The organism is Mycobacterium innocens (assembly GCF_900566055.1).
Taxonomy (GTDB): domain Bacteria; phylum Actinomycetota; class Actinomycetes; order Mycobacteriales; family Mycobacteriaceae; genus Mycobacterium; species Mycobacterium innocens.
Genome location: NZ_UPHQ01000156.1, coordinates 1 through 21,318, shown reverse-complemented (window position 1 = coordinate 21,318; position 21,318 = coordinate 1). Strand labels below are relative to the sequence as shown.

At 65.8% G+C, this 21,318-nt stretch carries 17 protein-coding genes and 2 pseudogenes; 13 read left to right on the top strand and 6 right to left on the bottom strand.

The annotated features are described in order from the left end of the window. Positions 1 to 372: pseudogene (locus EET03_RS30285) on the top strand (PGRS repeat-containing protein); the annotation flags it as partial. Here the strand turns inward: EET03_RS30285 and EET03_RS15450 are convergent. The 3 genes from EET03_RS15450 to EET03_RS15440 are packed head-to-tail and all read right to left on the bottom strand — an operon-like array spanning position 369 to position 2,811. Continuing rightward, positions 369 to 1,475 carry a quinone-dependent dihydroorotate dehydrogenase gene (locus tag EET03_RS15450; protein WP_099194202.1) on the bottom strand — a complete coding sequence of 369 codons (1,107 nt, stop codon included), beginning with the start codon at positions 1,473 to 1,475 and terminating at the stop codon, positions 369 to 371. The pseudogene EET03_RS30285 and the gene EET03_RS15450 overlap by 4 nt on opposite strands. Before the next feature lie 26 nt (positions 1,476 to 1,501). Then, a complete protein-coding gene (locus EET03_RS15445; protein ID WP_075544698.1) occupies positions 1,502 to 1,708 on the bottom strand; it encodes a DUF5703 family protein in 207 nt (68 codons plus the stop codon). Between the two features lie 38 nt (positions 1,709 to 1,746). Further along, on the bottom strand, positions 1,747 to 2,811 hold the full coding sequence (locus EET03_RS15440) for a YncE family protein (protein WP_099193571.1): 1,065 nt from the start codon (positions 2,809 to 2,811) through the stop codon (positions 1,747 to 1,749). 121 nt (positions 2,812 to 2,932) lie between these two features. On the opposite strand from EET03_RS15440, the gene EET03_RS15435 reads away from it, so the two are divergent. From EET03_RS15435 to EET03_RS15395, 9 genes are all read left to right on the top strand, one after another. After that, positions 2,933 to 3,235 (top strand): hypothetical protein, encoded by a 303-nt coding sequence (locus EET03_RS15435; RefSeq protein WP_023364716.1) that lies wholly within the window; start codon positions 2,933 to 2,935, stop codon positions 3,233 to 3,235. Positions 3,236 to 3,296: 61 nt separating this feature from the next. Next, entirely contained in the window at positions 3,297 to 4,127 is an 831-nt protein-coding gene (locus tag EET03_RS15430) for an undecaprenyl-diphosphate phosphatase (RefSeq protein WP_099193570.1), read from the top strand. Then, positions 4,124 to 4,864 carry a histidine phosphatase family protein gene (locus tag EET03_RS15425; protein ID WP_075544696.1) on the top strand — a complete coding sequence of 247 codons (741 nt, stop codon included), beginning with the start codon at positions 4,124 to 4,126 and terminating at the stop codon, positions 4,862 to 4,864. Before EET03_RS15430 ends, EET03_RS15425 begins: the two co-directional genes overlap by 4 nt. Before the next feature lie 62 nt (positions 4,865 to 4,926). Continuing rightward, positions 4,927 to 5,514, top strand: coding sequence for a DUF3090 domain-containing protein (locus EET03_RS15420; RefSeq protein ID WP_075544695.1), 588 nt, complete (start codon positions 4,927 to 4,929; stop codon positions 5,512 to 5,514). Then, positions 5,498 to 6,313 carry an SCO1664 family protein gene (locus EET03_RS15415; protein WP_341868760.1) on the top strand — a complete coding sequence of 272 codons (816 nt, stop codon included), beginning with the start codon at positions 5,498 to 5,500 and terminating at the stop codon, positions 6,311 to 6,313. The genes EET03_RS15420 and EET03_RS15415 overlap by 17 nt, the downstream gene beginning before the upstream one ends. Before the next feature lie 41 nt (positions 6,314 to 6,354). Further along, positions 6,355 to 7,155, top strand: coding sequence for a 3'(2'),5'-bisphosphate nucleotidase CysQ (locus tag EET03_RS15410; RefSeq protein WP_075544693.1), 801 nt, complete (start codon positions 6,355 to 6,357; stop codon positions 7,153 to 7,155). A gap of 313 nt (positions 7,156 to 7,468) precedes the next feature. Then, complete coding sequence (mshC, locus tag EET03_RS15405; RefSeq protein ID WP_099193569.1) at positions 7,469 to 8,713, top strand: cysteine--1-D-myo-inosityl 2-amino-2-deoxy-alpha-D-glucopyranoside ligase; 1,245 nt, start codon at positions 7,469 to 7,471, stop codon at positions 8,711 to 8,713. A gap of 24 nt (positions 8,714 to 8,737) precedes the next feature. Next, positions 8,738 to 9,619, top strand: coding sequence for an SDR family oxidoreductase (locus tag EET03_RS15400; RefSeq protein ID WP_075544691.1), 882 nt, complete (start codon positions 8,738 to 8,740; stop codon positions 9,617 to 9,619). A 40-nt stretch (positions 9,620 to 9,659) separates the two neighbouring features. Beyond that, positions 9,660 to 10,871 carry an FAD-dependent monooxygenase gene (locus EET03_RS15395; protein WP_075544690.1) on the top strand — a complete coding sequence of 404 codons (1,212 nt, stop codon included), beginning with the start codon at positions 9,660 to 9,662 and terminating at the stop codon, positions 10,869 to 10,871. Here the strand turns inward: EET03_RS15395 and EET03_RS15390 are convergent. Beyond that, positions 10,868 to 11,758: a PAC2 family protein gene (locus EET03_RS15390; RefSeq protein WP_075544689.1), complete on the bottom strand. Its 891-nt coding sequence runs from the start codon at positions 11,756 to 11,758 to the stop codon at positions 10,868 to 10,870. The genes EET03_RS15395 and EET03_RS15390 overlap by 4 nt on opposite strands. An 83-nt stretch (positions 11,759 to 11,841) precedes the next feature. Here EET03_RS15390 and metH point away from each other — a divergent pair, with 83 nt between their 5' ends. The 3 genes and pseudogenes from metH to EET03_RS15375 all read left to right on the top strand — a co-directional run bounded on the left by metH (position 11,842) and on the right by EET03_RS15375 (position 16,655). Then, on the top strand, positions 11,842 to 15,420 hold the full coding sequence (gene metH, locus EET03_RS15385; protein ID WP_075544688.1) for a methionine synthase: 3,579 nt from the start codon (positions 11,842 to 11,844) through the stop codon (positions 15,418 to 15,420). A gap of 395 nt (positions 15,421 to 15,815) precedes the next feature. Then, a pseudogene (locus EET03_RS15380) lies at positions 15,816 to 16,373 on the top strand (PPE family protein). A 30-nt stretch (positions 16,374 to 16,403) separates the two neighbouring features. After that, on the top strand, positions 16,404 to 16,655 hold the full coding sequence (locus EET03_RS15375) for a hypothetical protein (RefSeq protein ID WP_136625703.1): 252 nt from the start codon (positions 16,404 to 16,406) through the stop codon (positions 16,653 to 16,655). A gap of 463 nt (positions 16,656 to 17,118) precedes the next feature. On the opposite strand, the gene EET03_RS15370 is transcribed toward EET03_RS15375, so the two are convergent. After that, positions 17,119 to 19,473: a sulfatase-like hydrolase/transferase gene (locus tag EET03_RS15370; protein ID WP_075544687.1), complete on the bottom strand. Its 2,355-nt coding sequence runs from the start codon at positions 19,471 to 19,473 to the stop codon at positions 17,119 to 17,121. Positions 19,474 to 19,492: 19 nt separating this feature from the next. Next, complete coding sequence (locus EET03_RS15365) at positions 19,493 to 20,980, bottom strand: arylsulfatase (protein ID WP_075544686.1); 1,488 nt, start codon at positions 20,978 to 20,980, stop codon at positions 19,493 to 19,495. Positions 20,981 to 21,318: the final 338 nt, after the last annotated feature.

Sequence of the window (21,318 nt, the reverse complement as noted above, 5' to 3'; positions counted from 1 at the left end):
AACCCCGCCAGCGCCGGCAACGGCGGAACCGGTGGGACCGGCGGTAACGGCGGAACTGGAGGCAGCGGGGGTCCCGGGGACGGCTCCAAGAACAGCCGCGGAGCTGGGGGCAAGGGCGGCGACGCCGCCGTCGGTGGCAACGGGGGAGCCGGTGGCAACGCAGTGTTCGGCACTGGGGGCACCGGCGGCACTGGTGGGACCGGCGGTAATGGTGGCACCGGCGGCACCGGCGACGCCCCCGGCAGCGTCGGCACTGGCGGAGGCGACGGAGACCCCGGCAACGCTCCTAGCGGTACCACTGGCGGAAAAGGCGGCAGCGGTGGCGCCGCCGGCACCGGCGGGGCCGGTGGTCCCGCCGGATCGCCGTTCTAGTCCGGCCCCGGCAGACCGGACCTATCCGACGGTCTATCTGGCTTTGCGGCAGCCGAGCCCACCGCCTCACCGAGCGAGGCAAACCCGCCCTCATGCAACCGGCGGGCGACGCCGTCGTGAATGTGCTTGGCCCACAAGGCCCCGCCGTAGATGAAGCCGGTATAGCCCTGCAGCAGCGACGCGCCCGCGGTGATGCGTTCCCACGCGTCGTCGGCGGTCTCGATGCCGCCCACGCTGATCAACACCAGGCGATCACCGACCCGGTCGTAAAGCCGGCGCAGCACCTCGACAGCGCGGCCTGCCACCGGCGGTCCGGAAATGCCGCCGGCGCCCAGCTCGTCGACCCCGGGGGTCGCCAGGCCGTCCCGCGACACCGTGGTGTTGGTCGCGACGATCCCGGCAAGACCCAACTCGACCGCCAGGTCGGCAATGTCGTCGATGTCGGAGTCGGAGAGATCCGGCGCGATCTTGACCAGCACCGGGGTCGAGGTTTCGGCCAGCACGGCGGCCAGGATGGGCCGCAATGACTCCACCGCCTGCAAATCCCGCAGCCCGGGTGTGTTCGGCGAACTGACGTTGACCACAAGGTAGGAGGCCAGCGGGCCGACCAGCCGGGCACTGGCCCGGTAGTCGTCAACCGCTTCGCCGGCCGGCGTCGTCTTGCTCTTGCCGACGTTGACCCCGATCGGCACCCGGGGTCGGTGTCGGGTGAGCCGAATCGCGAGCGCCCCGGCGCCGTGGTTGTTGAATCCCATCCGGTTGAGCAGGGCGCGGTCGGCGGGCAGCCGGAACATGCGCGGCGGCGGGTTTCCGGGTTGTGGATGCGCGGTGACGGTGCCCACCTCGGCATAGCCGAATCCCATCGCGCCCCAGGTGTCCAGCCCGGTGCCGTCCTTGTCGAAACCGGCGGCCAGCCCCAGCGGTCCGGGAAAGCGCACCCCGAACACCGTGCTGGCCAGCACCGGGTCCGTCGGGCCGAGCCATCGGCTCAGCAGCCGGCGTGCCGGCGCGACGGCGGTGACGCCACGTAGCACGGCGAAGACGAATGTGTGGGCACGCTCGGGCGGAAGGAGGAACAGCAGCCGCCGCACCTGGCCGTATATCCAACCGTGGTGCTGGTCGCCCACGGTCACAGCTCCGGTTGGTGAGTCAGCGGGTTGTCCAGACGAGACTTCTTGCGGCGCAACAACACCCGTCTGCTGCCGTCGGTGTAGAGCCGCACCCGCGTCAGCTCCCAGCCGCGGTACTCGGCCTCGATGGACAACCGGGTGGACGCGCTGAGTCTGGTCACTTCCGGCGGCAGTCGTAACGGCGCCCACTCATATTCGTCCGACATGTCGGTATCCCAGCCCGCGGGCAGCCGGCTGCGCCCAGTCAACGGACGGCCCCCGCGTGCTCAATGACCTGAACTCCCGCACCTGACGCCGAGACCACGTACAAGGTGCCCGACGCATCGTCGAAGGCCAGCGAGTTGGGTTGCTGCACGGTTGGGTAACGCACCTTTTCCACGGGTATTCCGGTGCTGAGATCGTAACCAATGACGACGTTGGATGCGGTTTGGGATACCCAGGCCAGCTCGCGGGAGCCGGCCAGCCCATATGGGGCCTGCGGCACGGGGTAGGCCTGGCGCAGGATCAGCGGGTCGACACCGTACACCAGCAGTTGGCCGCCGCGAGTGTCGGCGACCAGCACCCGGCCCAGCGGATCGGCGGCCAGGGTAGTGGCGCCCTCTCCGGCGCGCAGTGCCTGCTGGGCGCGACCGTCGGCACCGATCGTCGTCACCGACGTCTGGCCGCGATCCAATACGACAGCGGTATTTCCCTGTGTCACAAGAGAATCGACGCGCGCAAAAATCTTGATGCGGTTGGCCACTCTGGCTGGGCCGGCGGCGATGCCCGTGGACACGTCGGAGGCCAAGATGTAGACGGCGCCGTCGGCGCTGCCCAGCACCAGCTTGCCGTCGGCGCGCCGCGCGATCGCGGTGAACTCGGTGCCCGCGGCGTCGGCGACGCTGACCTGTGTGATGCGGCCGGCGGCCAGGTCGACCACGAAGTAGCCACCCCGGGTGGCCAGGTAGGCGGTGCCGTGGTCGTCGCAGGTCAACGCGGTCGCAGGTCCGGGCAGGGTGATCACCCGCGGTGGAGTCTGCGCATCGTCGAACACGGTGATGCCCGATGGCGCTGATGGGTCGGAGTACGAGGTAAGAACCGCCAGCCGACGTGCGTCGTTGTCGTACAGCGCCGCCTGCGGATGGCCGCTCAACGGCCGAATCACCCCCGCCGGCGCCTGGGAAACCGGCGGAGACACGGCAGGCTGCGCCGGCGGGATCGTGGGCGGCGCGGTTTGCAGCGGATTCGACGAACACGCCGTCACCACTGTCAGCAAAGCGGCAGCGGCCCAAAGGCAGCGCTGAGCTGCTTGCTTAGTAGCTGTCAGCAACTGCCCGGTCCTCCGAACGTCATGCCTGGGCCCGCAACCTAAGGAACTTCCACTATCCAAACCGCGTCCGATCTCGTCATGTTGCCCACGAAAAGTGGTACTGGAGAGGTATTGTCGCGGCATGACCGTCACCGCTGACCGGCATGTTGCAAACAAACAGTTTGCTATCGAAGACATGTCGACGGGCATCTTCGCCAGCGGCTACGGACAGGTCGGCGACGGACGTAGTTTCTCCTTCCACATCGAACACCGGTCACTTGTCGTCGAAATCTACCGGCCGCGCCTGACCGCGCCGGTCCCGCAGGCCGAAGACGTCGTCGCGCGGTCGGTCCGCAGTCTGGTCGACATCGATGTCACCGACGAGCGCAGCCTGGCCGCCGCGGTGCGTGATTCGGTCGCCCAGGCGGTACCCGTTTCGCGCTAGCCGCACCCGATACCCGCATGCCGTACCAGGTACGGTCGTCGTCGTGTCTGCGGTTGCGGCGATGTCCTGGTGGCAAGTCATTTCGTTGGCGGTGGTGCAGGGTTTGACCGAGTTCCTGCCAGTGTCTTCATCGGGGCATCTGGCGATCATGTCGCGGATCTTCTTCAGCGACGACGCCGGCGCCTCGTTCACCGCGGTCACCCAGTTGGGCACCGAAGCCGCCGTCCTGGTGTACTTCGCGCGCGATATCGTGCGGATTCTGCGGGCCTGGGTAGACGGTCTGGTGGTCAAGTCTCATCGCAACGCCGACTATCGCCTGGGCTGGTACGTCATCATCGGGACCATCCCGATCTGCATTCTGGGCCTGTTCTTCAAAGACGAAATCCGCTCCGGGGTCCGCAACCTGTGGGTGGTGGCGACGGCAATGGTGGTGTTCTCCGGGGTGATCGCACTCGCCGAATACCTGGGTCGCCAGCGTCGTCACTTCGAGCAACTGAACTGGCGCGATGCCGTGGTGGTCGGCGTCGCCCAAACCCTGGCGTTGGTCCCCGGCGTCTCGCGGTCCGGGTCGACCATCAGCGCGGGCCTGTTCTTGGGGCTCGACCGCGAGTTGGCCGCCCGATTCGGCTTTCTGCTGGCCATCCCCGCGGTGTTCGCCTCCGGTTTGTTCTCGCTACCGGACGCCTTCCACCCGGTGACCGAAGGGATGAGCGCCACCGGGCCGCAGCTGCTGGTGGCCACCCTGATCGCGTTCGTGGTCGGCCTGTCCGCGGTGGCGTGGTTCCTGCATTTCCTGTTGCGGCACAACATGTATTGGTTCGTGGGTTATCGGATCTTGGCCGGCGGGGCAGTGCTTGTGTTGCTGGCAACCGGGACGGTGGCCGCGACGTGACGGTCATCCTGTTGCGTCATGGCCGTTCCACCTCGAACACGGCGGGCATCCTGGCCGGCCGGTCCGAGGGCGTCGACCTTGACGACAAGGGGCGAGAGCAGGCGGCGGCCCTGATCGACCGACTCGGTGACTTGCCGGTCCGGGCGGTGGTGTCGTCTCCGATGCTGCGGTGCCGCAGCACCGTCGAACCGCTGGCTGACGCGCTGTGTCTGGAGCCGCTCATCGATGACCGGCTCGCGGAGGTCGACTACGGCGAATGGACCGGCCGCAAGATCGGCGACCTGACCAACGAGCCGTTGTGGCGGGTGGTTCAGGCACATCCCAGTGCGGCGGCGTTTCCGGGTGGGGAGGGGCTGGCGCAGGTGCAGGCCCGCGCGGTAGCCGCGGTCCGCGAGCACGACCGGCGGCTTGCCCGGGAATACGGGGGCGAGCACGGTGGCGACGTGTTATGGCTGGCCTGCACCCATGGTGACGTCATCAAGGCGGTGATCGCGGACGCCTACGGGATGCATCTGGACAGCTTTCAACGGATCACCGCCGACCCCGCGTCGGCAAGTGTGGTCCGCTACACCGAATTACGACCCTTCGTGCTGCACGTCAACCACACCGGGGCGCGGTTGTCGGCGGGGCTGCGTGCGGCGCCTCCGCCCAAAAGGGAGCTTGGCAACGAGCAGGCGGCGGAGTCGGACGGTCAGGTGCCATCCGGCGATGCGGTGATCGGCGGCGCTACCGATTAGCACGATCGGCCGCCGCCGGCTCGGTCGATCCAGCGGCGTCTGCACGGTATTTTGGAGATGCCATGGCCCGCGCTATTCACGTATTCCGCACACCCGACCGCTTCGTCGCCGGGACCGTTGGCCAGCCCGGTAACCGCACGTTCTACATCCAGGCGGCTCATGACGACCGGGTGGTCTCGGTGGTGCTGGAGAAGCAGCAAGTCGCGGTGCTGGCCGAACGTATCGGTGCGCTGCTGCTGGAGGTGAACCGCCGCTTCGGCACGCCGGTGCCCCCGGAGCCTGCCGAGGTCGAGGACCTGAATCCGTTGATCATGCCGGTGGACGCCGAGTTTCGGGTCGGGACGATGGGACTGGGCTGGGATTCCGAGGCCCAAACGGTGGTCGTGGAGCTGTTGGCCGTCACCGACGCGGAGTTCGACGCCTCGGTGGTGCTCGACGACACCGACGAGGGCCCCGACGCCGTACGGGTGTTCCTGACGCCGGAGTCGGCACGGCAGTTCGCTACCAGGTCCAACCGCGTCATCTCGGCGGGCCGTCCGCCGTGCCCTTTGTGTCAGGAACCGTTGGATCCGCAGGGACATATCTGCGCACGGACCAACGGGTACCGGCACGACCTGTTGTTCGGGCCTGACGATGAACCCGAGCAATGACGACTGTGAGGTGTTGCGCGACGGTGAGCTGACGGTCCTGGGACGCATCCGCTCGGCGAGCAACGCGACATTTCTGTGTGAGTCGACGTTGGGCGACACGACCGTCCATTGCGTCTACAAGCCGGTAGCGGGTGAGCAGCCGCTGTGGGACTTTCCCGACGGGACGTTAGCCGGCCGCGAACTCAGCGCCTATCTGGTGTCGACTTGGTTGGGCTGGAACATCGTGCCCTACACCGTCATTCGTGACGGACCGGCGGGGCCGGGCATGTTGCAGCTGTGGGTGCGGCAACCCGGTGACTCGTTAGCCGCCGATGCGCGTCCAGGGCCGGATTTGGTGGACCTGTTTCCCACGGGCAAGCCGCAGCCGGGTTATCTGCCGGTGCTGCGCGCCTACGACTACGCCGGCGACGAGGTCGTCCTGATGCACGCCGACGACGACCGGTTGCGGCGGATGGCGGTGTTCGATGTCCTGGTCAACAACGCCGATCGTAAGGGCGGCCATATCTTGTGCGGCGTCGACGGCCGGGTGTATGGCGTCGACCATGGCGTGTGCATGCATGTCCAGGACAAATTGCGCACCGTGCTGTGGGGGTGGGCGGGCAAGCCGATCGACGAGCAGACGCTCGAGGCGGTGGCCGGGCTCGCCGACGCCCTTGCCGGACCGCTCGCCGATACGCTGGGTGACCACGTCACCAGCGCCGAGATCGCGGCGCTGCGCCGGCGGGTGTGCGCGCTGCTGGACAGTCCGGTGATGCCCGGTCCTAACCGTCATCGTCCGATTCCGTGGCCGGCGTTCTAGGACATGCGATTGGCCACCACGTATTCGGCGATACTGATCCGATGACTCCGGCCGCCGATAACCAGCGTGCCGACCTGAGCGACGCCGCACTGGCCGCTGACCTCGCCGCGGAGGCCGGTGAGCTGTTGCTTGCCGTGCGCGAGGAGGTCGGTTTCGATTACCCGTGGGCTCTTGGTGAGGCCGGTGACGCCCGGGCGAACTCGCTACTGCTGCGCCGCTTGCGAGAGGAGCGGCCAGGTGACGCAGTGCTCAGCGAGGAAGCCCACGACGACTTGATGCGGCTGCGGTCTGACCGGGTGTGGATCATCGACCCGCTGGATGGCACCCGTGAGTTCTCCACCCGCGGTCGCGACGACTGGGCGGTTCATGTCGCATTGTGGCAACGCACCACCAATGGCAGACCGCAGGTCACCGACGCGGCGGTTTCATTGCCGGCCCGCGGGAACGTCGTGTACCGCAGCGACGCCGTAACCGGCGACGCGGCGCCCGCCGGCATTCCAGACGTCATCAGAGTCGCCGTCAGCGCCACCCGGCCACCGGCGATCCTGCATTACATGCGGCAGACGGTGGATATCGAATTGGTGCGGATCGGCTCGGCGGGCGCAAAGGCAATGGCCGTGATTGACGGCTACGCCGACGCCTACTTGCACGCCGGTGGTCAATGGGAATGGGATTCGGCGGCGCCGGCCGGAGTGGTGCTTGCCGCGGGCATGCATGCATCACGCCTGGACGGCTCGCCGTTGCAGTACAACCAACTCGACCCCTACTTACCCGACTTATTGATGTGCCGCAAAGAGCTGGCACCCGTCCTGCTTCGTGCTATCCGGCGGGCGTGGTGGTAAGCCGCCGGAAAGTCATTCGGTTCTGAGGGCGCCGAGTGTGCGTGCGGGGCGTCGAGTGTGCGTGCGGGGCGCCGACAGGCAATTCAGTCGCCATAGCTGCACAATCAAAACCCGACGTTCACACTCGATGCACCTCGCCCGGCTCCTGCTCGCGTCGCTGCGCGGGGCGCATCGTCGCCGGGCTGGGCCTGATCGCCCGGCTCCTGCTCGCCCCGCTGCGCGGGCCGCATCGTCGCCGGGCTGGGCCTGATCGCCCGGCTCCTGCTCGCCCCGCTGCGCGGGGCGCATCGTCGCCGGGCCTAGAGTCGAGGGCATGCGGTCGTGGTCTTCTGCCCCGGTTCCCAACCTGCCGGGACGCGGGCCGGAGCTGCGGCTATACGACACCGCCGACCGGCAGGTGCGCCCGGTGACCCCCGGAACCAGGGCGACCATGTACGTCTGCGGCATCACCCCCTACGACGCCACACATCTGGGACACGCCGCCACCTATCTTGCGTTCGACCTGATCCATCGGCTGTGGCTGGATCTGGGCCACGACGTGCATTATGTACAGAACGTCACCGACGTCGACGATCCGTTATTCGAGCGTGCCGACCGCGACGGGATTGACTGGCGCGAACTCGCCGAGCGCGAGGTCAACGTGCACCGCGCCGACATGGAGGCGTTGAGGGTGCTGCAGCCCCACGACTACGTCGCAGCCACCGAGGCGGTCGCGGAAATGGTCGAGCTCATCGAAAAGATGTTGGCGTCCGGCGCCGCCTACACCCTCGACCCGGAAATAGGGGAATATCCCGACATCTACTACCGGGCCGACGCCACCGTGCAGTTCGGCTACGAATCGGGTTGTGATCGCGACACCATGCTGCGACTGTTCGGGCAACGCGGCGGCGACCCGGCCAGGCCCGGCAAGAGCGACGAACTCGACGCCCTACTGTGGCGCGCCGCGCGGGCCGGCGAACCCAGTTGGCCGTCGCCGTTCGGGCCCGGCCGACCAGGCTGGCACGTCGAATGCGCCGCCATCGCGCTGAGCCGGATCGGCAGCGGACTCGACATCCAGGGCGGTGGCAGCGACCTGATTTTTCCGCACCACGAATTCACCGCCGCCCACGCCGAATGCGTCACCGGTGAGCGGCGATTCGCCAGGCACTATGTGCACGCCGGAATGATCGGCTGGCACGGACACAAGATGTCCAAGAGCCGCGGCAATCTGGTGCTGGTGTCGACGCTGCGCGCCCAGGGCGTCGAACCGTCGGCGATCCGGCTCGGTCTGCTGGCCGGCCATTACCGGGAAGACCGCTTCTGGACCCAGGAGGTGCTCGACGAGGCCGCGGGCCGGCTGCAACGCTGGCGCACCGCGACCGCACTCCCCGCGGGCCCGGATGCCGCCGACGCTATCGCCCGGGTGCGCCGCTACCTGGCCGACGACCTCGACACACCGAAAGCCATTGCGGCGCTGGATGGTTGGACTACCGACGCGCTCGAATACGGTGGCCACGACGAGAGCGCGCCGGCGTCGGTTGCAACCACGATCGATGCGCTGCTGGGGGTAGGCTTGTAGGCCCGCAGTGGTACGTTTTCGGCCATGACATCGGTGCAGGACAAGGTCGTCTTCATCACAGGCGGTGCTCGCGGAATCGGAGCCGAGGTCGCTCGTCGGCTGCACAACAAGGGCGCCAAGCTGGTGCTCACCGATGTGGGCACAGCGGAGCTCACCTCCATTGCCGCCGAACTGGGCGGCGACGACCGGGTGCTCACGGTGGCGGCCGACGTGCGCGATCTGCCCGCGATGCAGGCCGCAGCCGACCAGGCGGTCGAAAAGTTCGGTGGCATCGACGTCGTCATCGCCAATGCCGGCATCGCCAGCTACGGCTCCGTGCTCCAGGTCGATCCGGAGGCGTTCAAGCGGGTGCTGGACGTCGACGTGCTCGGCGTCTTTCACACCGTGCGTGCCACCTTGCCGGCGGTGATCGAGCGCCGCGGCTACGTGTTGATCGTGTCGTCGCTGGCGGCCTACGCGGCGTCTCCCGGGCTGGCGCCCTACAACGCGTCCAAGGCCGCCGTAGAGATATTCGCCAACGCGCTTCGATTGGAGGTCGCCCACCACGGCGTCGAGGTCGGCTCGGCGCACATGTCCTGGATCGACACGCCCCTGGTCCGCGACACCAGGTCCGACCTGCCGTCTTTCACCGAACTCATTGCCAGACTGCCCTGGCCGCTGAACAAGACGACGTCGGTCGAAAAGTGCGCGGTGGCGTTCGTCGAGGGCATCGAGGCCCGCAAGACGCGTGTCTTCTGCCCGGGATGGGTCGGCCTGTTCCGCTGGCTCAAGCCGGTGCTGTCGACGTCGGTCGGGGAACGTCCGATCCGCAAGACCGCCGCCGAGCTGTTGCCCCGCATGGATGCCGAAGTGGCCGCGCTCGGTCGGTCCACCAGCGCCTACAACCAAGCCTTAGAGCAGAAATAGCCGACTCGGCGCTGGTGACGCTGGTGACGCTGGTGACGCAGTGAAAGTCGCCATCTGCGGCGCCGGAATCGCAGGGCTCACCCTGGCGCAGCGGTTGTCGGCGCTCGGTGCCGAGGTGGTGCTGCTGGAACGGTCACCCACTCCCCGGTCGCAGGACTGCATGATCGACTTTTTCGGTCCCGGTTATGAGGCCGCCGAAGCGATCGGCGTCCTGCCAGCGATCCAAGAAATCTCCTATCACGTCGGCACGGCAAGCCTGTTCGACCAGGACGGTCGCCGGCAAGCCCCGCTGCCCTACGAGCGCATGGTCACGGCACTCGATGGTCGGCTATGCCGGGTAACGCGGACAGACCTGGAAAAAGTGTTGCGCGACAACCTGCCTCGGGATGTGCAGCTGCGCTTCGGCACCCAGGTGTCGCAGGTGTCATCCGGTGACGACCGCGTGCTGGTGACCCTTGATGACGGCGAGCAGCTGGAAGCCGATTTCCTGGTCGGCGCTGACGGGATTCACTCGATCGTGCGGTCCCTGGTATTCGGCGCCGAGTCGCAGTTTCTGCGCTACCTCGGATTCCATTTCGCCGCCTTCGTGTGCGACGCCCACGACCTCACCGATGCGAGCGGCCAGCATTACGTGCTGACCGACGCCGTGGACCGTCAGGTGAGCTTGCACGCCCTGCGGGACGGTCGAACGGCGGTACTTGCGGTGTTCCGCGCGGCCGACCCCGAGATGCCAGGTGATAGTCGCGCCGTCCTGCGGGACGTCTTCGGGGGCATCGGCTGGTCGGTTCCAGACGTACTCGACCGATGCCCGCCGGCAGCGGACATCCATTTCGAACCGGTGGCGCAGGTCGAGATGACGTGCTGGCATAAGGACCGGGTAGTCCTGCTCGGTGATGCCTGCTCGGCGGTTTCACAGCTCACCGGACAGGGTCCGTCGATGGCCGTCGCCGGCGCCTATGTGCTGGCCGACCAGCTGCGCCGAACATCGTCGGTGCAGCGGGCGTTCGCTTTCTATGAGCGGCTGTGGCGTCCTGTGATCGAGGCAAAACAGGAAGCCGGCCGCGATACGGTCGACTGGCTCCTGCCGGGATCACCGTCGAAGCTGTGGATCCGCCGCATGGCGCTGCGGTTGGCATGGCTTCCCATGGTCAGCCGGCGCATCAACGTCCGGTTGGTCGGCGAGCCACCCGCCGTGATCGCGATGCTGCGCAACGGGTCGCCGGCCGATCCGGCCGATCCGCGATCGGCTTAGCGCCCAAATCCTGGGCGTCGGCGCCGCAGATAGCGCTCGAACTCGGCGGCCAGCGCGTCACCGTCGATCGTGCCGAGCACGTCGTTGACGTCGACCGCGGCGTCGCCGTGCTGTTCCAGCGACTGCACGTACTCGGTCAGCTCGTCGTCTTCGGCGGCCATCTCGGTGATCTCGCGCTCCCAGGCTTCGGCCTGTGTCGGCAGGTCGCCCAGCGGCACCTCGACATCGAGCACGTCTTCGACGCGACGCAGCAGCGCCACCGTGGCTTTCGGGTTCGGCGGGTGCGAGACGTAGTGCGGCACCGCGGCCCAGAACGTCACCGCCGGGATGCCCGCAGCCACGCACGCATATTGGAACACCCCGGCAATGCCGGTCGGCCCCTCGTAGCGGGTTTCCTGCAATCCGAAGACCCGTGCCGATTCGGAGGAGTACGCCGCACCCGACACCGGCACCGGGCGAGTGTGCGGGGTATCGGCCAGCAGCGCTCCGAGAATGACGACGGTGTCCACATTGAGCTTGTCGACGATGTCCAGCAGCTCGGCGCAAAATGTGCGCCAGCGCATGTTCGGCTCCACCCCGTGCATCAAGACCACGTCACGGTCGCTACCGGGCGGGCGGCAGTGTGAAATGCGCATGGCCGGCCACTCCAGTTCCCTGGTGACTCCGTCGACCTGACGGATGACCGGGCGATTCACCTGGTAGTCGTAGTACGCCTCGTCGTCGATCTCCACGATCGGACGCACATCCCAGATGTCCGCCAAGTGCGCCACCGCATCGCTGGCCGCGTCCCCGGCGTCGTTCCAGCCCTCGAACGCCGCCACGACGACGGTGTTGTGTAGTTCGGGCAGCAGTTGGCCGCCCTCGGGCTCGGCATCCGGCAGAGTCACACGATCAGCGTACGGCCTGCATCTGACCTGTCAGAGCGCTGTCAACGACTGAGGCGAATCCATAGGCCGACTATCCTTGCGATGTGACCGCCGCGAACGAACACCGCTATGACACTGATCTCCTTGACGTTTTGGCGCAGCGTGTGGTGGTGGGCGACGGCGCGATGGGCACCCAGCTGCAGGCCGCCGATCTCACCCTCGACGACTTCCGCGGCCTGGAGGGCTGCAACGAGATCCTCAACGAAACCCGTCCTGACGTGCTGGAAACCATCCACCGCAACTATTTCGAAGCGGGCGCGGACGCGGTGGAGACCAACACCTTCGGCTGCAACCTGTCCAACCTGGGCGACTACGACATCGCCGACAAGATCCGCGACCTGTCGGAGAAGGGCACCGCGATCGCCCGCCGGGTCGCCGACGAGCTGGCCACTGCGGACCGCAAGCGTTACGTGCTGGGTTCGATGGGACCGGGCACCAAGCTGCCGACCCTGGGTCACATCGAGTACGCGGTCATTCGCGACGCCTACACCGAGGCCGCCCTCGGCATGCTTGACGGCGGGGCCGACGCAATCCTGGTGGAGACCTGTCAGGACCTGCTGCAGCTGAAAGCGGCGGTGCTGGGGTCGCGGCGCGCTATGAAGCAGGCCGGCCGGCAGGTTCCGGTGATCGCCCACGTCACCGTGGAAACCACCGGCACCATGCTGCTGGGCAGTGAGATCGGCGCGGCGCTGACCGCGGTCGAGCCGCTGGGTGTGGACATGATCGGCTTGAACTGCGCGACGGGCCCCGCGGAGATGAGCGAGCACCTGCGCTACCTGTCCCGGCACGCCCGCATCCCGGTGTCGGTGATGCCCAACGCCGGCCTGCCGGTGCTGGGCGCCAAGGGCGCGGAATACCCGCTGCGGCCCGACGAGCTGGCCGACGCGCTGTCCGGATTCATCGCGGAATTCGGGTTGTCGCTGGTCGGTGGTTGCTGCGGCACCACGCCGGCCCACATCCGCGAGGTCGCCGCCGTGGTCGCCGACGTCACGCGCCCCGAACGCCGGGTGAGTTTCGAGCCGTCGGTGTCGTCGCTGTACAGCGCCGTTCCGTTCGCTCAGGACGCCTCGGTGCTGGTGATCGGCGAACGCACCAATGCCAACGGCTCCAAGGGTTTCCGCGAGGCGATGATCGCCGAGGACTACCAGAAGTGCCTGGACATCGCCAAGGACCAGACCCGCGATGGCGCACACCTGCTGGACCTGTGCGTCGACTACGTCGGCCGCGACGGTGTGGCCGACATGAAGGCCCTGGCGAGCCGGCTGGCCACGTCGTCGACCCTGCCGATCATGCTGGACTCCACCGAAACCGCGGTGCTGCGAGCCGGTTTGGAGCATCTCGGCGGCCGCTGCGCGATCAACTCGGTGAACTACGAGGACGGCGACGGCCCGGAATCGCGCTTTGCCAAGACCATGGAGCTGGTGGCCGAACACGGCGCGGCCGTCGTCGCACTGACCATCGACGAAGAGGGCCAGGCCCGCACCGCCGAGAAGAAGGTCGAGATCGCCGAGCGGCTGATCGACGACATCACCGGCAACTGGGGTGTCGACGAGTCGTCGATTCTCATCGACACGCTGACCTTCACCATCGCCACCGGCCAGGAGGAATCACGCAAAGACGGCGTCGAAACCATCGAGGCCATCCGGGAATTGAAGAGGCGCCACCCGAACGTACAGACCACGCTCGGGCTGTCCAACATCTCCTTCGGTCTCAATCCCGCTGCGCGCCAAGTGCTCAACTCGGTGTTCCTGCACGAATGCCAGGAAGCCGGGCTGGATTCGGCGATCGTGCACGCCTCGAAGATCCTGCCGATGAACCGGATCCCAGACGAGCAACGCAACGTGGCGCTGGATCTGGTCTATGACCGCCGCCGCGACGGCTACGACCCGCTGCAGGAGCTGATGCGCCTCTTCGAGGGTGTGTCGGCGGCATCGTCGAAGGAATCGCGTGCCGCCGAACTCGCCAAGCTGCCGCTGTTCGAGCGGCTGGCCCAACGCATCGTTGACGGCGAACGCAACGGCCTGGAAGCCGATCTCGACGAGGCGATGACGCAGAAGCCGCCGCTGGAGATCATCAACGAGAACCTGCTGGCCGGCATGAAGACGGTTGGTGAGCTGTTCGGCTCGGGCCAGATGCAGTTGCCGTTCGTGTTGCAATCCGCCGAGGTGATGAAAACCGCTGTGGCGCATTTGGAACCGCATATGGAGAAATCCGAGGACGACGCGGGCAAGGGCCGGATCGTGCTGGCCACCGTCAAGGGCGACGTCCACGACATCGGCAAGAACCTGGTCGACATCATCTTGAGCAACAACGGCTACGAGGTGGTCAACATCGGCATCAAGCAGCCCATCGCCACCATTCTCGAAGTCGCCGAGGACAAGAGCGCCGACGTGGTGGGAATGTCGGGCCTGCTGGTGAAATCCACTGTGGTGATGAAGGAAAACCTTGAGGAGATGAACACCCGGGGGGTCGCCGAAAAGTTCCCGGTGCTGCTCGGCGGTGCGGCATTGACCCGCAGCTATGTCGAAAACGACCTCGCCGAGATCTACGAAGGCGAAGTGCACTATGCGCGTGACGCTTTCGAGGGACTCAAGCTCATGGACACCATCATGAGCGCCAAGCGGGGCGAGGCGCCGGACGACGACAGCCCCGATGCCGTCAAGGCCCGCGAGATGGAAGCCGAGCGCAAGGCCCGTCACGAGCGGTCCAAACGCATTGCGGCGCAACGCAAAGCTGCCGAAGAGCCGGTCGAAATCCCGGAACGCTCCGATGTCGCGGCTGATGTCGAAGTGCCCGCCCCGCCATTCTGGGGTTCGCGGATCGTCAAGGGCCTGGCTGTCGCCGACTACACCGGTATGCTCGACGAGCGCGCATTGTTCCTGGGCCAGTGGGGATTACGCGGCCAGCGCGGCGGTGACGGCCCATCGTACGAAGACCTCGTCGAGACCGAAGGGCGGCCGCGGCTGCGCTACTGGCTGGATCGGCTGTCCACCGACGGCATCCTGGCGCACGCGGCCGTGGTGTACGGCTACTTCCCGGCCGTGTCCGAGGGCGACGACGTCGTGGTGCTCACCGAGCCCGCGCCCGGCGCCGGGGAACGGTACCGCTTCCGGTTCCCGCGCCAGCAGCGCGGACGGTTCTTGTGCATCGCCGATTTCGTTCGGTCGCGGGAGTTGGCTCGGGAGCGAGGTGAGGTGGATGTGCTGCCGTTCCAGCTGGTGACCATGGGTAAGCCGATCGCCGACTTCGCCAACGAGTTGTTCGCAGCCAACTCCTACCGCGACTATCTCGAAGTGCACGGTATCGGCGTGCAGCTCACCGAAGCGCTGGCCGAATACTGGCACCGGCGCATCCGAGAGGAGCTCAGGTATTCGGCCGACCGCACTATGGCCGCCGAGGACCCCGACGCCGTCGAGGACTATTTCAAGCTGGGTTACCGGGGTGCCCGGTTTGCCTTCGGGTACGGGGCATGCCCGGACCTCGAGGACCGCGCCAAAATGATGGAGCTGCTGGAGCCCGACCGCATCGGAGTGACGTTATCCGAGGAATTGCAGCTGCATCCCGAGCAGTCGACCGACGCGTTCGTCCTGCACCATCCCGAGGCCAAGTACTTCAACGTCTGACTCGGCCATCGGTAACGGTGGACCGGCTATCACGGATTTCTTCGCCGCAGGCTGGTCGCGATCAACTGCTATCAAGCTCGATGACACGCTGTCTGTCCGCCGATCGGGGGACAGCGGAATCCGTATACCGGTGGATACCACCCATCCTGATTAACCGAAACAATCCCTTAAATTCACCAGGATTTTCCGGCGTGAAATCGACGCGAAATCGAAACCGGCCGGTTCGTCAATCGCCGTAGCTGCCGTGCAGGTGTCTGAGGGGGCTCGAAGTGGCGTTGGTTTCGGCACGGTGGATTGGCCGCGGCGACGGCGGCCGGAATCGCCCATCAATGAGCGCAGACACAAAGAAGTTGTGCCAGTGAGCGCGTCAGTATGGATGGCGTTGCCGCTCGGAGGTGCATTCGGCACTGCTGAGCACCGGACCCGGACCTGCGTCCTTGATTGACGCAGCTCAGGCGTGGTCATCGTTAAGTGTCGAGTACGGCGCGGTGGCAGCGGAACTGACCGCGGTGATCACTTCACTGCGGGCCGAGGCGTGGCTGGGTACTGCCGTGGAATGTTGTGTCGCTGCCTATGTGCCCTATCTGGCATGGGTGATGCAGGTGGGTGCCGATTGCGCTCAGCTCGCTGCTGTCCATGAGATCGCGGCGTCGGCGTACGAGACAGCGTTGGCTGCGATGCCGACACTGGGCTAGTTGGCTGCCAACCACGCCACCCATGCGGTGTTGTTGGCAACGAACTTCTTTGGTGTCAACGCGAAACCGATTGCGTTCAATGAGGCCGACTATGCGCGAACGTGGATACACGCCGCGACCACCATGAATGTCTATGAAGCCATTTCTTCGCCGGCACTCGCTTCGGCACCGCACGCCCGGCCGGCGCCCGTCATCATCAAACCTGGCGCCAATGCCGCGGACGCCACTCAAGTAACCGTCACACCAATTCCAATTTGACAGATTGTCGAAATATTGACGGAGACTATCATGGGGGCATTGCATTACATCAATGAATCGTTGGTGGCTGCTATTATCGCGTGGCTGTTCATACCGTTATGTGTGCTGCTCGCGGTGATTGGGTTATTAAGGGGACATGTTGCTCTGACCGAACAATTTCTCGGCTTTATAGTGAATCTGGCGAGTATTCCTCTCGAGTTCTTCCTGATGGCCGAATGGGTTGCCGTCATAGGTCTGGTGGATATTTGCAAATTGGTGATCACGTGGGTTTTGGGAATTTAGGATTTGTCGGCGGTCCGGGCCTGGTAACTCATCTGGCGACGACGATGGCGCTGCCCAGCGGTGCTGCTCTGGGAGGTGGCGTGTCGAACGGCACGGCTGTGGCGCTGGAGTTGGCGCCTGCGCCGTTTTCGGCTATGGCTGTTGGTGCCGAGGGGTCGCTTGGAACCGCTGGTGGCGTGGTTTCGCCCGCTCAGTTGGGTGGGGCGGTGGGCTTTGCCGGAACGGCGACCAACGGGGCCTTCCCACAACCCGGGGGCTGACCACGCTGGGTGACGGTACACATTGTGACGTTGTGCAGGTGCCTATGTTGCCCAAGCGGTTGGGTGCAGCATGTGTGCGATGACTCCACCAGTTGGGTGCGCTGAAAGTTGCTCTTGCCCGGTCCAAGGGTGCGGGTTTTGGCTTCTAGCGTGCGCTTGACCGTGGCATACGAACCCGTGGTGGACGACAGCCGCCCACGGACCTATTGCTTGGTGAGCGCGATCTTCATCTGCGCTTGGTAGTCCTCGACGTGCTCGCCGCTGACGTCGACGATCACGCGGTGGATTCGGCCGTCGAACGCAAACGGCGGATCATAGTCAGGAGTTACCGGCGACCCGGTGTTCGCGCCGACCAGCATCGCTCCGCCTTGGGCCAACCGGAGGGGGGTGGTCACCGGGAAATCGCCGCGGCCGACCGCGGAGCCATCGACGAACAGCGTCACGTCGCCGGGAGTTCCTCTGCCGTTCCTGAGGTCCACCGGACCTGTCGGGGTGAATTCCACACTGAGGAAGTGCCGCCCCGGCGGGATCCGTTGCTCCGAGCGAATCGTGAAGATCTCCTTGGCGACGTAGTTGTGCGCATAGCAGAGCTGACCGTCCTTGACGTACAAGGTGATTCCCCCGTCGTTGCCGCCCATGGACAGCAGGACGCCCGACGACTCGTCGGTGAGCTCGACCTCGGCGTTGATCGAGTAGGGCCGGTTGAGGATCTTCGGTGCGGCGGCCGCGGGAATGGCCTGGGTGCCCGGATAGAGCACGTATCGAGTGCGGTTCGCGGCGGCAATCTGGGGGCGTTCCACGAAAGCGCGGGCCAAGCCGCGGCTGTCGATCGGCAACACGTTGTATTTTCCGGCTTCGCTGTACCAGAGCGTGATCATCGCGGTCAGCCGCGCCCGCTCCTGCCCGGCCAGGTTGGTGGTCTCGGCGGGATCCTGCGCGACGTGGTAAAGCTCCCATCCGGTGGCATCGAGCTGACTGAGCATCGCCGCGGTGATCACGTCGCCGAATTTGTGCTCGGATTCGGCGAATGACGTTCCCGGCCAGGGGCATACCGCGCGCCATCCGTCGTGGTAGATCGAGCGGTGGCCCAGCATCTCGAAGTACTGGGTGAGGTGCCGGGTGGGGGCGGCGGCGTCGTCGAAGGTGTGCGCGAAGCTGACCCCCTCGATCGGCGACTGGGTGACACCGCCGATCGACGTCGGGGGGTCAACGCGCAGCGCCGCGAGCACCGTCGAAACCATGTCGATGAGGTGGACGTACTGGGATCGCACCTCGCCCCGCGCGGCAATACCACGTGGCCAGGTGACGATCAACGGGTCGCTGGAGCCGCCGCGGTAGGTCTCGCGTTTCCACCGCCGGAACGGGGTGTTGCCGGCGTGGGTCCAGCCCCAGGGGAAGTGGTTGAACACCGTGGGGCCGCCGATCTCGTCGATGCGGGCCAGTCCCTCCTCGACGGTGTCGGAGACGTTGTTGAAGAAGCGGACCTCGGTGACCGAGCCGGTGGGGCCACCTTCGGCGCTGGCCCCGTTGTCGGAGACCAGCATGATCACCGTGTTGTCGTATTCGTGCAGGTCTTTGAGGAACTGCACGAGTTCGCCGATGTAGTGGTCGGTGTGCTCGAGGAAACCGGCGAACACCTCCATCATCCGGGCGTAGAGCCGGCGTTCGTCGGCCGGCAGCGTCTCCCAGTCCGCGACATCGGGATCGGGTGCAGACAACTCGGCCGTTGCCGGCAAAAGCCCGAGTTCCTTTTGTCGTTGGAACACCTGCTGGCGGTAGACCTCCCAGCCGGTGTCGAACTTCCCGGCGTAGCGGTCGGCCCACTGTTTGGGCACATGGTGGGGCGAGTGCGTCGCGCCGGTGGCGAAGTAGAGGAAGAAGGGCTTGTCCGGGGCGACCTGCTTGGCGTCGGCAATCATTGCCTTGGCCTTGTTCACCAGGTCGGGGGTGAGGTGATAGCCCTGCTCCGGGGTGGCTTCGGGTTCGGTTTGGGCGTTGTCGCGCACCAGATCCGGGTAGTACTGGTGGGTGTCGCCGCCCAGGAAGCCGTAGTAGCGCTCGAACCCCCGACCCAGCGGCCAGCGGTCATAGGGCCCGGCCGCGGTCATCGTTTCCTCCGGCGCCAGGTGCCACTTACCGACGCAGTAGGTGTTGTAGCCCTGGGCCCGCAGAATTTCGGAGAGAAATCCGTTCTCGAAAGGTATGTAGCCGTCGGAGCCGGGGAATCCGGTCGACCCGTTGGTCAGACATGCCAGGTGGTTGGAGTGGTGGTTACGGCCGTTGAGGATGCAGGACCGCGACGGAGAGCACAGCGCGGTGGTGTGCATGTTGGAATACCGCAGGCCGTCGGCGGCCAGGGCGTCGATGTTCGGTGTCGAGATCGGACTGCCGTAGCAGCCCAGGTGCCCGTATCCGGTGTCGTCGAGCACGATGAACACCACGTTCGGCGCGCCCTCGGGAGGTCGCTTCAGAGCCGGCCAGGCCGGCGTCGACTCGTCGGCGGTGCGGCCGATCACACCGGGAAACGTTGTGCCGGGCTGATATTCGGTGATTGCCATGACTTAGTCCTCGCTTCGGCTATCGGTGCCGGGCCGGGTTGAGTTGGTTCAACAACTCGTCGACGTCGATGCCGAAGCTGCGCATCCGCGGCGGGAATTCGTGCAGCGTCGCCAGGAACCGCATCATTTGCATCGCGGCGGGACCGTAGAGCCAGGCATGGTTTTCCTGCCACTCATCGAATCCCCGCGCCTTATGGAACCGTTCGAACGGGTCGAGCTTGAGGTTGGTGATCAGTGGGGTGGTCAGCTTTTGCTGAATGCCGTTAAACCACCGATCCTGGGTCTTCAACAGCACTTTCCAGTCGCCGTAACGTAAACCGTGCAGTGTCGTCTCGGTGAAGTAGTAGAACTCCATGCGTTTGGACTTGCCGCGGCCGGTGAGCAGGTCGGACTGGTCGACTCCGTCAAGGTGCACGCGGTACTCGCGTCCGCCGATGGTGGTGCCCTTCTTGAGCGAGTCCACGAGATCCGGCTGGCCCAGCATCGACATGATGGTGGGAACCCAGTCCTCCATCGCCATGAACCCTCCGGTGGCAACGCCGGCCGGGATCACCCCGGGCCAGCGCACCAACGCGGGCACCCGGAACGCGCCCTCGTAGCCGCCGACGCCCTTCTCCCGGGCGAAGGGGTGATTGCCGCCGTCGGGCCAGCTGTTGCAGGCCGCTCCGTTGTCGGTCGACCACATCACCAGGGTGTTGTCGGCGATGCCGAGTTCGTCGAGCAGATCGAGCAGTTCGCCCACGTGATCGTCGAGTTCCATCATCCCGTCGGCATAGACGCCGTAGCCGCTCTTGCCGTCGTACTCCGGTGCCAGGTTGGTGCGGTAGTGCATCCGCGTCGAGTTGTGCCACACGAAGAACGGCGTTTCGGCGGCCGTCGCATCACGGATGAACCGCTTTGTCTCGGTGAGGAATTCACGATCGAGGGTGCGTTGTCGCTCGCGGCCGTACGGTCCGGTGTCCTCGATACGCTGGGTCCCGTCGGGATTGGCCCAACAGTGCAACGCACCGCGCTGACCGAAGCCGAACTTCTCCACGATCTCCGGATTGGTCGGGAAGTCGTACTGTTCGGCGTACTCGCCGGCGTTGAGGTGATACAGGATCCCGTAGAACTCGTCGAAACCGTGCATGGTCGGCAGGTGCTCGTCGCGATCGCCGAGGTGGTTCTTGCCGAACTGTCCGGTCGCGTAGCCCAATGGCTTCAGCATCTCGGCCAGTGTCGGATCTTCCTTCTGCAGACCGAGATCCGAGCCTGGCAGACCGACCGTGGACAAACCCACCCGGATCGGGTACTGCCCGGTGATGAAGGCGGCCCGTCCCGCCGTGCAGGACGCCTCGGCATAGTGGTCCATGAAGATCATGCCCTCGTCGGCGATCCGGTCGATGTTGGGTGTCGAGCCGCCCATCATCCCGCGGTGGTAGGCGGAGATGTTCCACATCCCGACGTCGTCGCCCCAGATGATCAGGATGTTGGGACGTGCGGCTGCGTCTACCGTTTCGGATGCCATGTTGAACCTCTCCAGCGATGCCAAGTCCGTGGGTGTTACGGATTTGGTTGACTACGCAGGTCAGTGGATGGTGGGTGGGTCTGCATGGGCAGCGTACTGGTCCGGGTGCGGTAGCCCAGGCCGTCCTGTCCGCTCAAACCGCTGCAGCGCTTACGAAATCACATCGTGGCCACCACCGCCGGATCCAACCGATCAGCGACGCGATAGTGATTGAGGTGTTTCTGACTTTGCGATAGAGATTCGCGTTTGATCAGACAACATCGTCGGGGTCCTGGATGGGTTCAGTGTGCCTTTGCTGGCGGTGCCAGGCAAGGCGGCGTTTGTGGGCTTGTTCGAGT

Coding starts and splice junctions, on each gene's coding strand:
- EET03_RS15445 (WP_075544698.1), bottom strand. CDS start 1,708: ATGTCGGACGAATATGAGTGGGCGCCGTTACGACTGCCGCCGGAAGTG.
- mshC (WP_099193569.1), top strand. CDS start 7,469: ATGCGGTCGTGGTCTTCTGCCCCGGTTCCCAACCTGCCGGGACGCGGG.
- EET03_RS15415 (WP_341868760.1), top strand. CDS start 5,498: ATGAACCCGAGCAATGACGACTGTGAGGTGTTGCGCGACGGTGAGCTG.
- EET03_RS15365 (WP_075544686.1), bottom strand. CDS start 20,980: ATGGCATCCGAAACGGTAGACGCAGCCGCACGTCCCAACATCCTGATC.
- EET03_RS15420 (WP_075544695.1), top strand. CDS start 4,927: ATGGCCCGCGCTATTCACGTATTCCGCACACCCGACCGCTTCGTCGCC.
- EET03_RS15435 (WP_023364716.1), top strand. CDS start 2,933: ATGACCGTCACCGCTGACCGGCATGTTGCAAACAAACAGTTTGCTATC.
- EET03_RS15430 (WP_099193570.1), top strand. CDS start 3,297: ATGTCCTGGTGGCAAGTCATTTCGTTGGCGGTGGTGCAGGGTTTGACC.
- EET03_RS15410 (WP_075544693.1), top strand. CDS start 6,355: ATGACTCCGGCCGCCGATAACCAGCGTGCCGACCTGAGCGACGCCGCA.
- EET03_RS15375 (WP_136625703.1), top strand. CDS start 16,404: ATGGGGGCATTGCATTACATCAATGAATCGTTGGTGGCTGCTATTATC.
- EET03_RS15400 (WP_075544691.1), top strand. CDS start 8,738: ATGACATCGGTGCAGGACAAGGTCGTCTTCATCACAGGCGGTGCTCGC.
- EET03_RS15370 (WP_075544687.1), bottom strand. CDS start 19,473: ATGGCAATCACCGAATATCAGCCCGGCACAACGTTTCCCGGTGTGATC.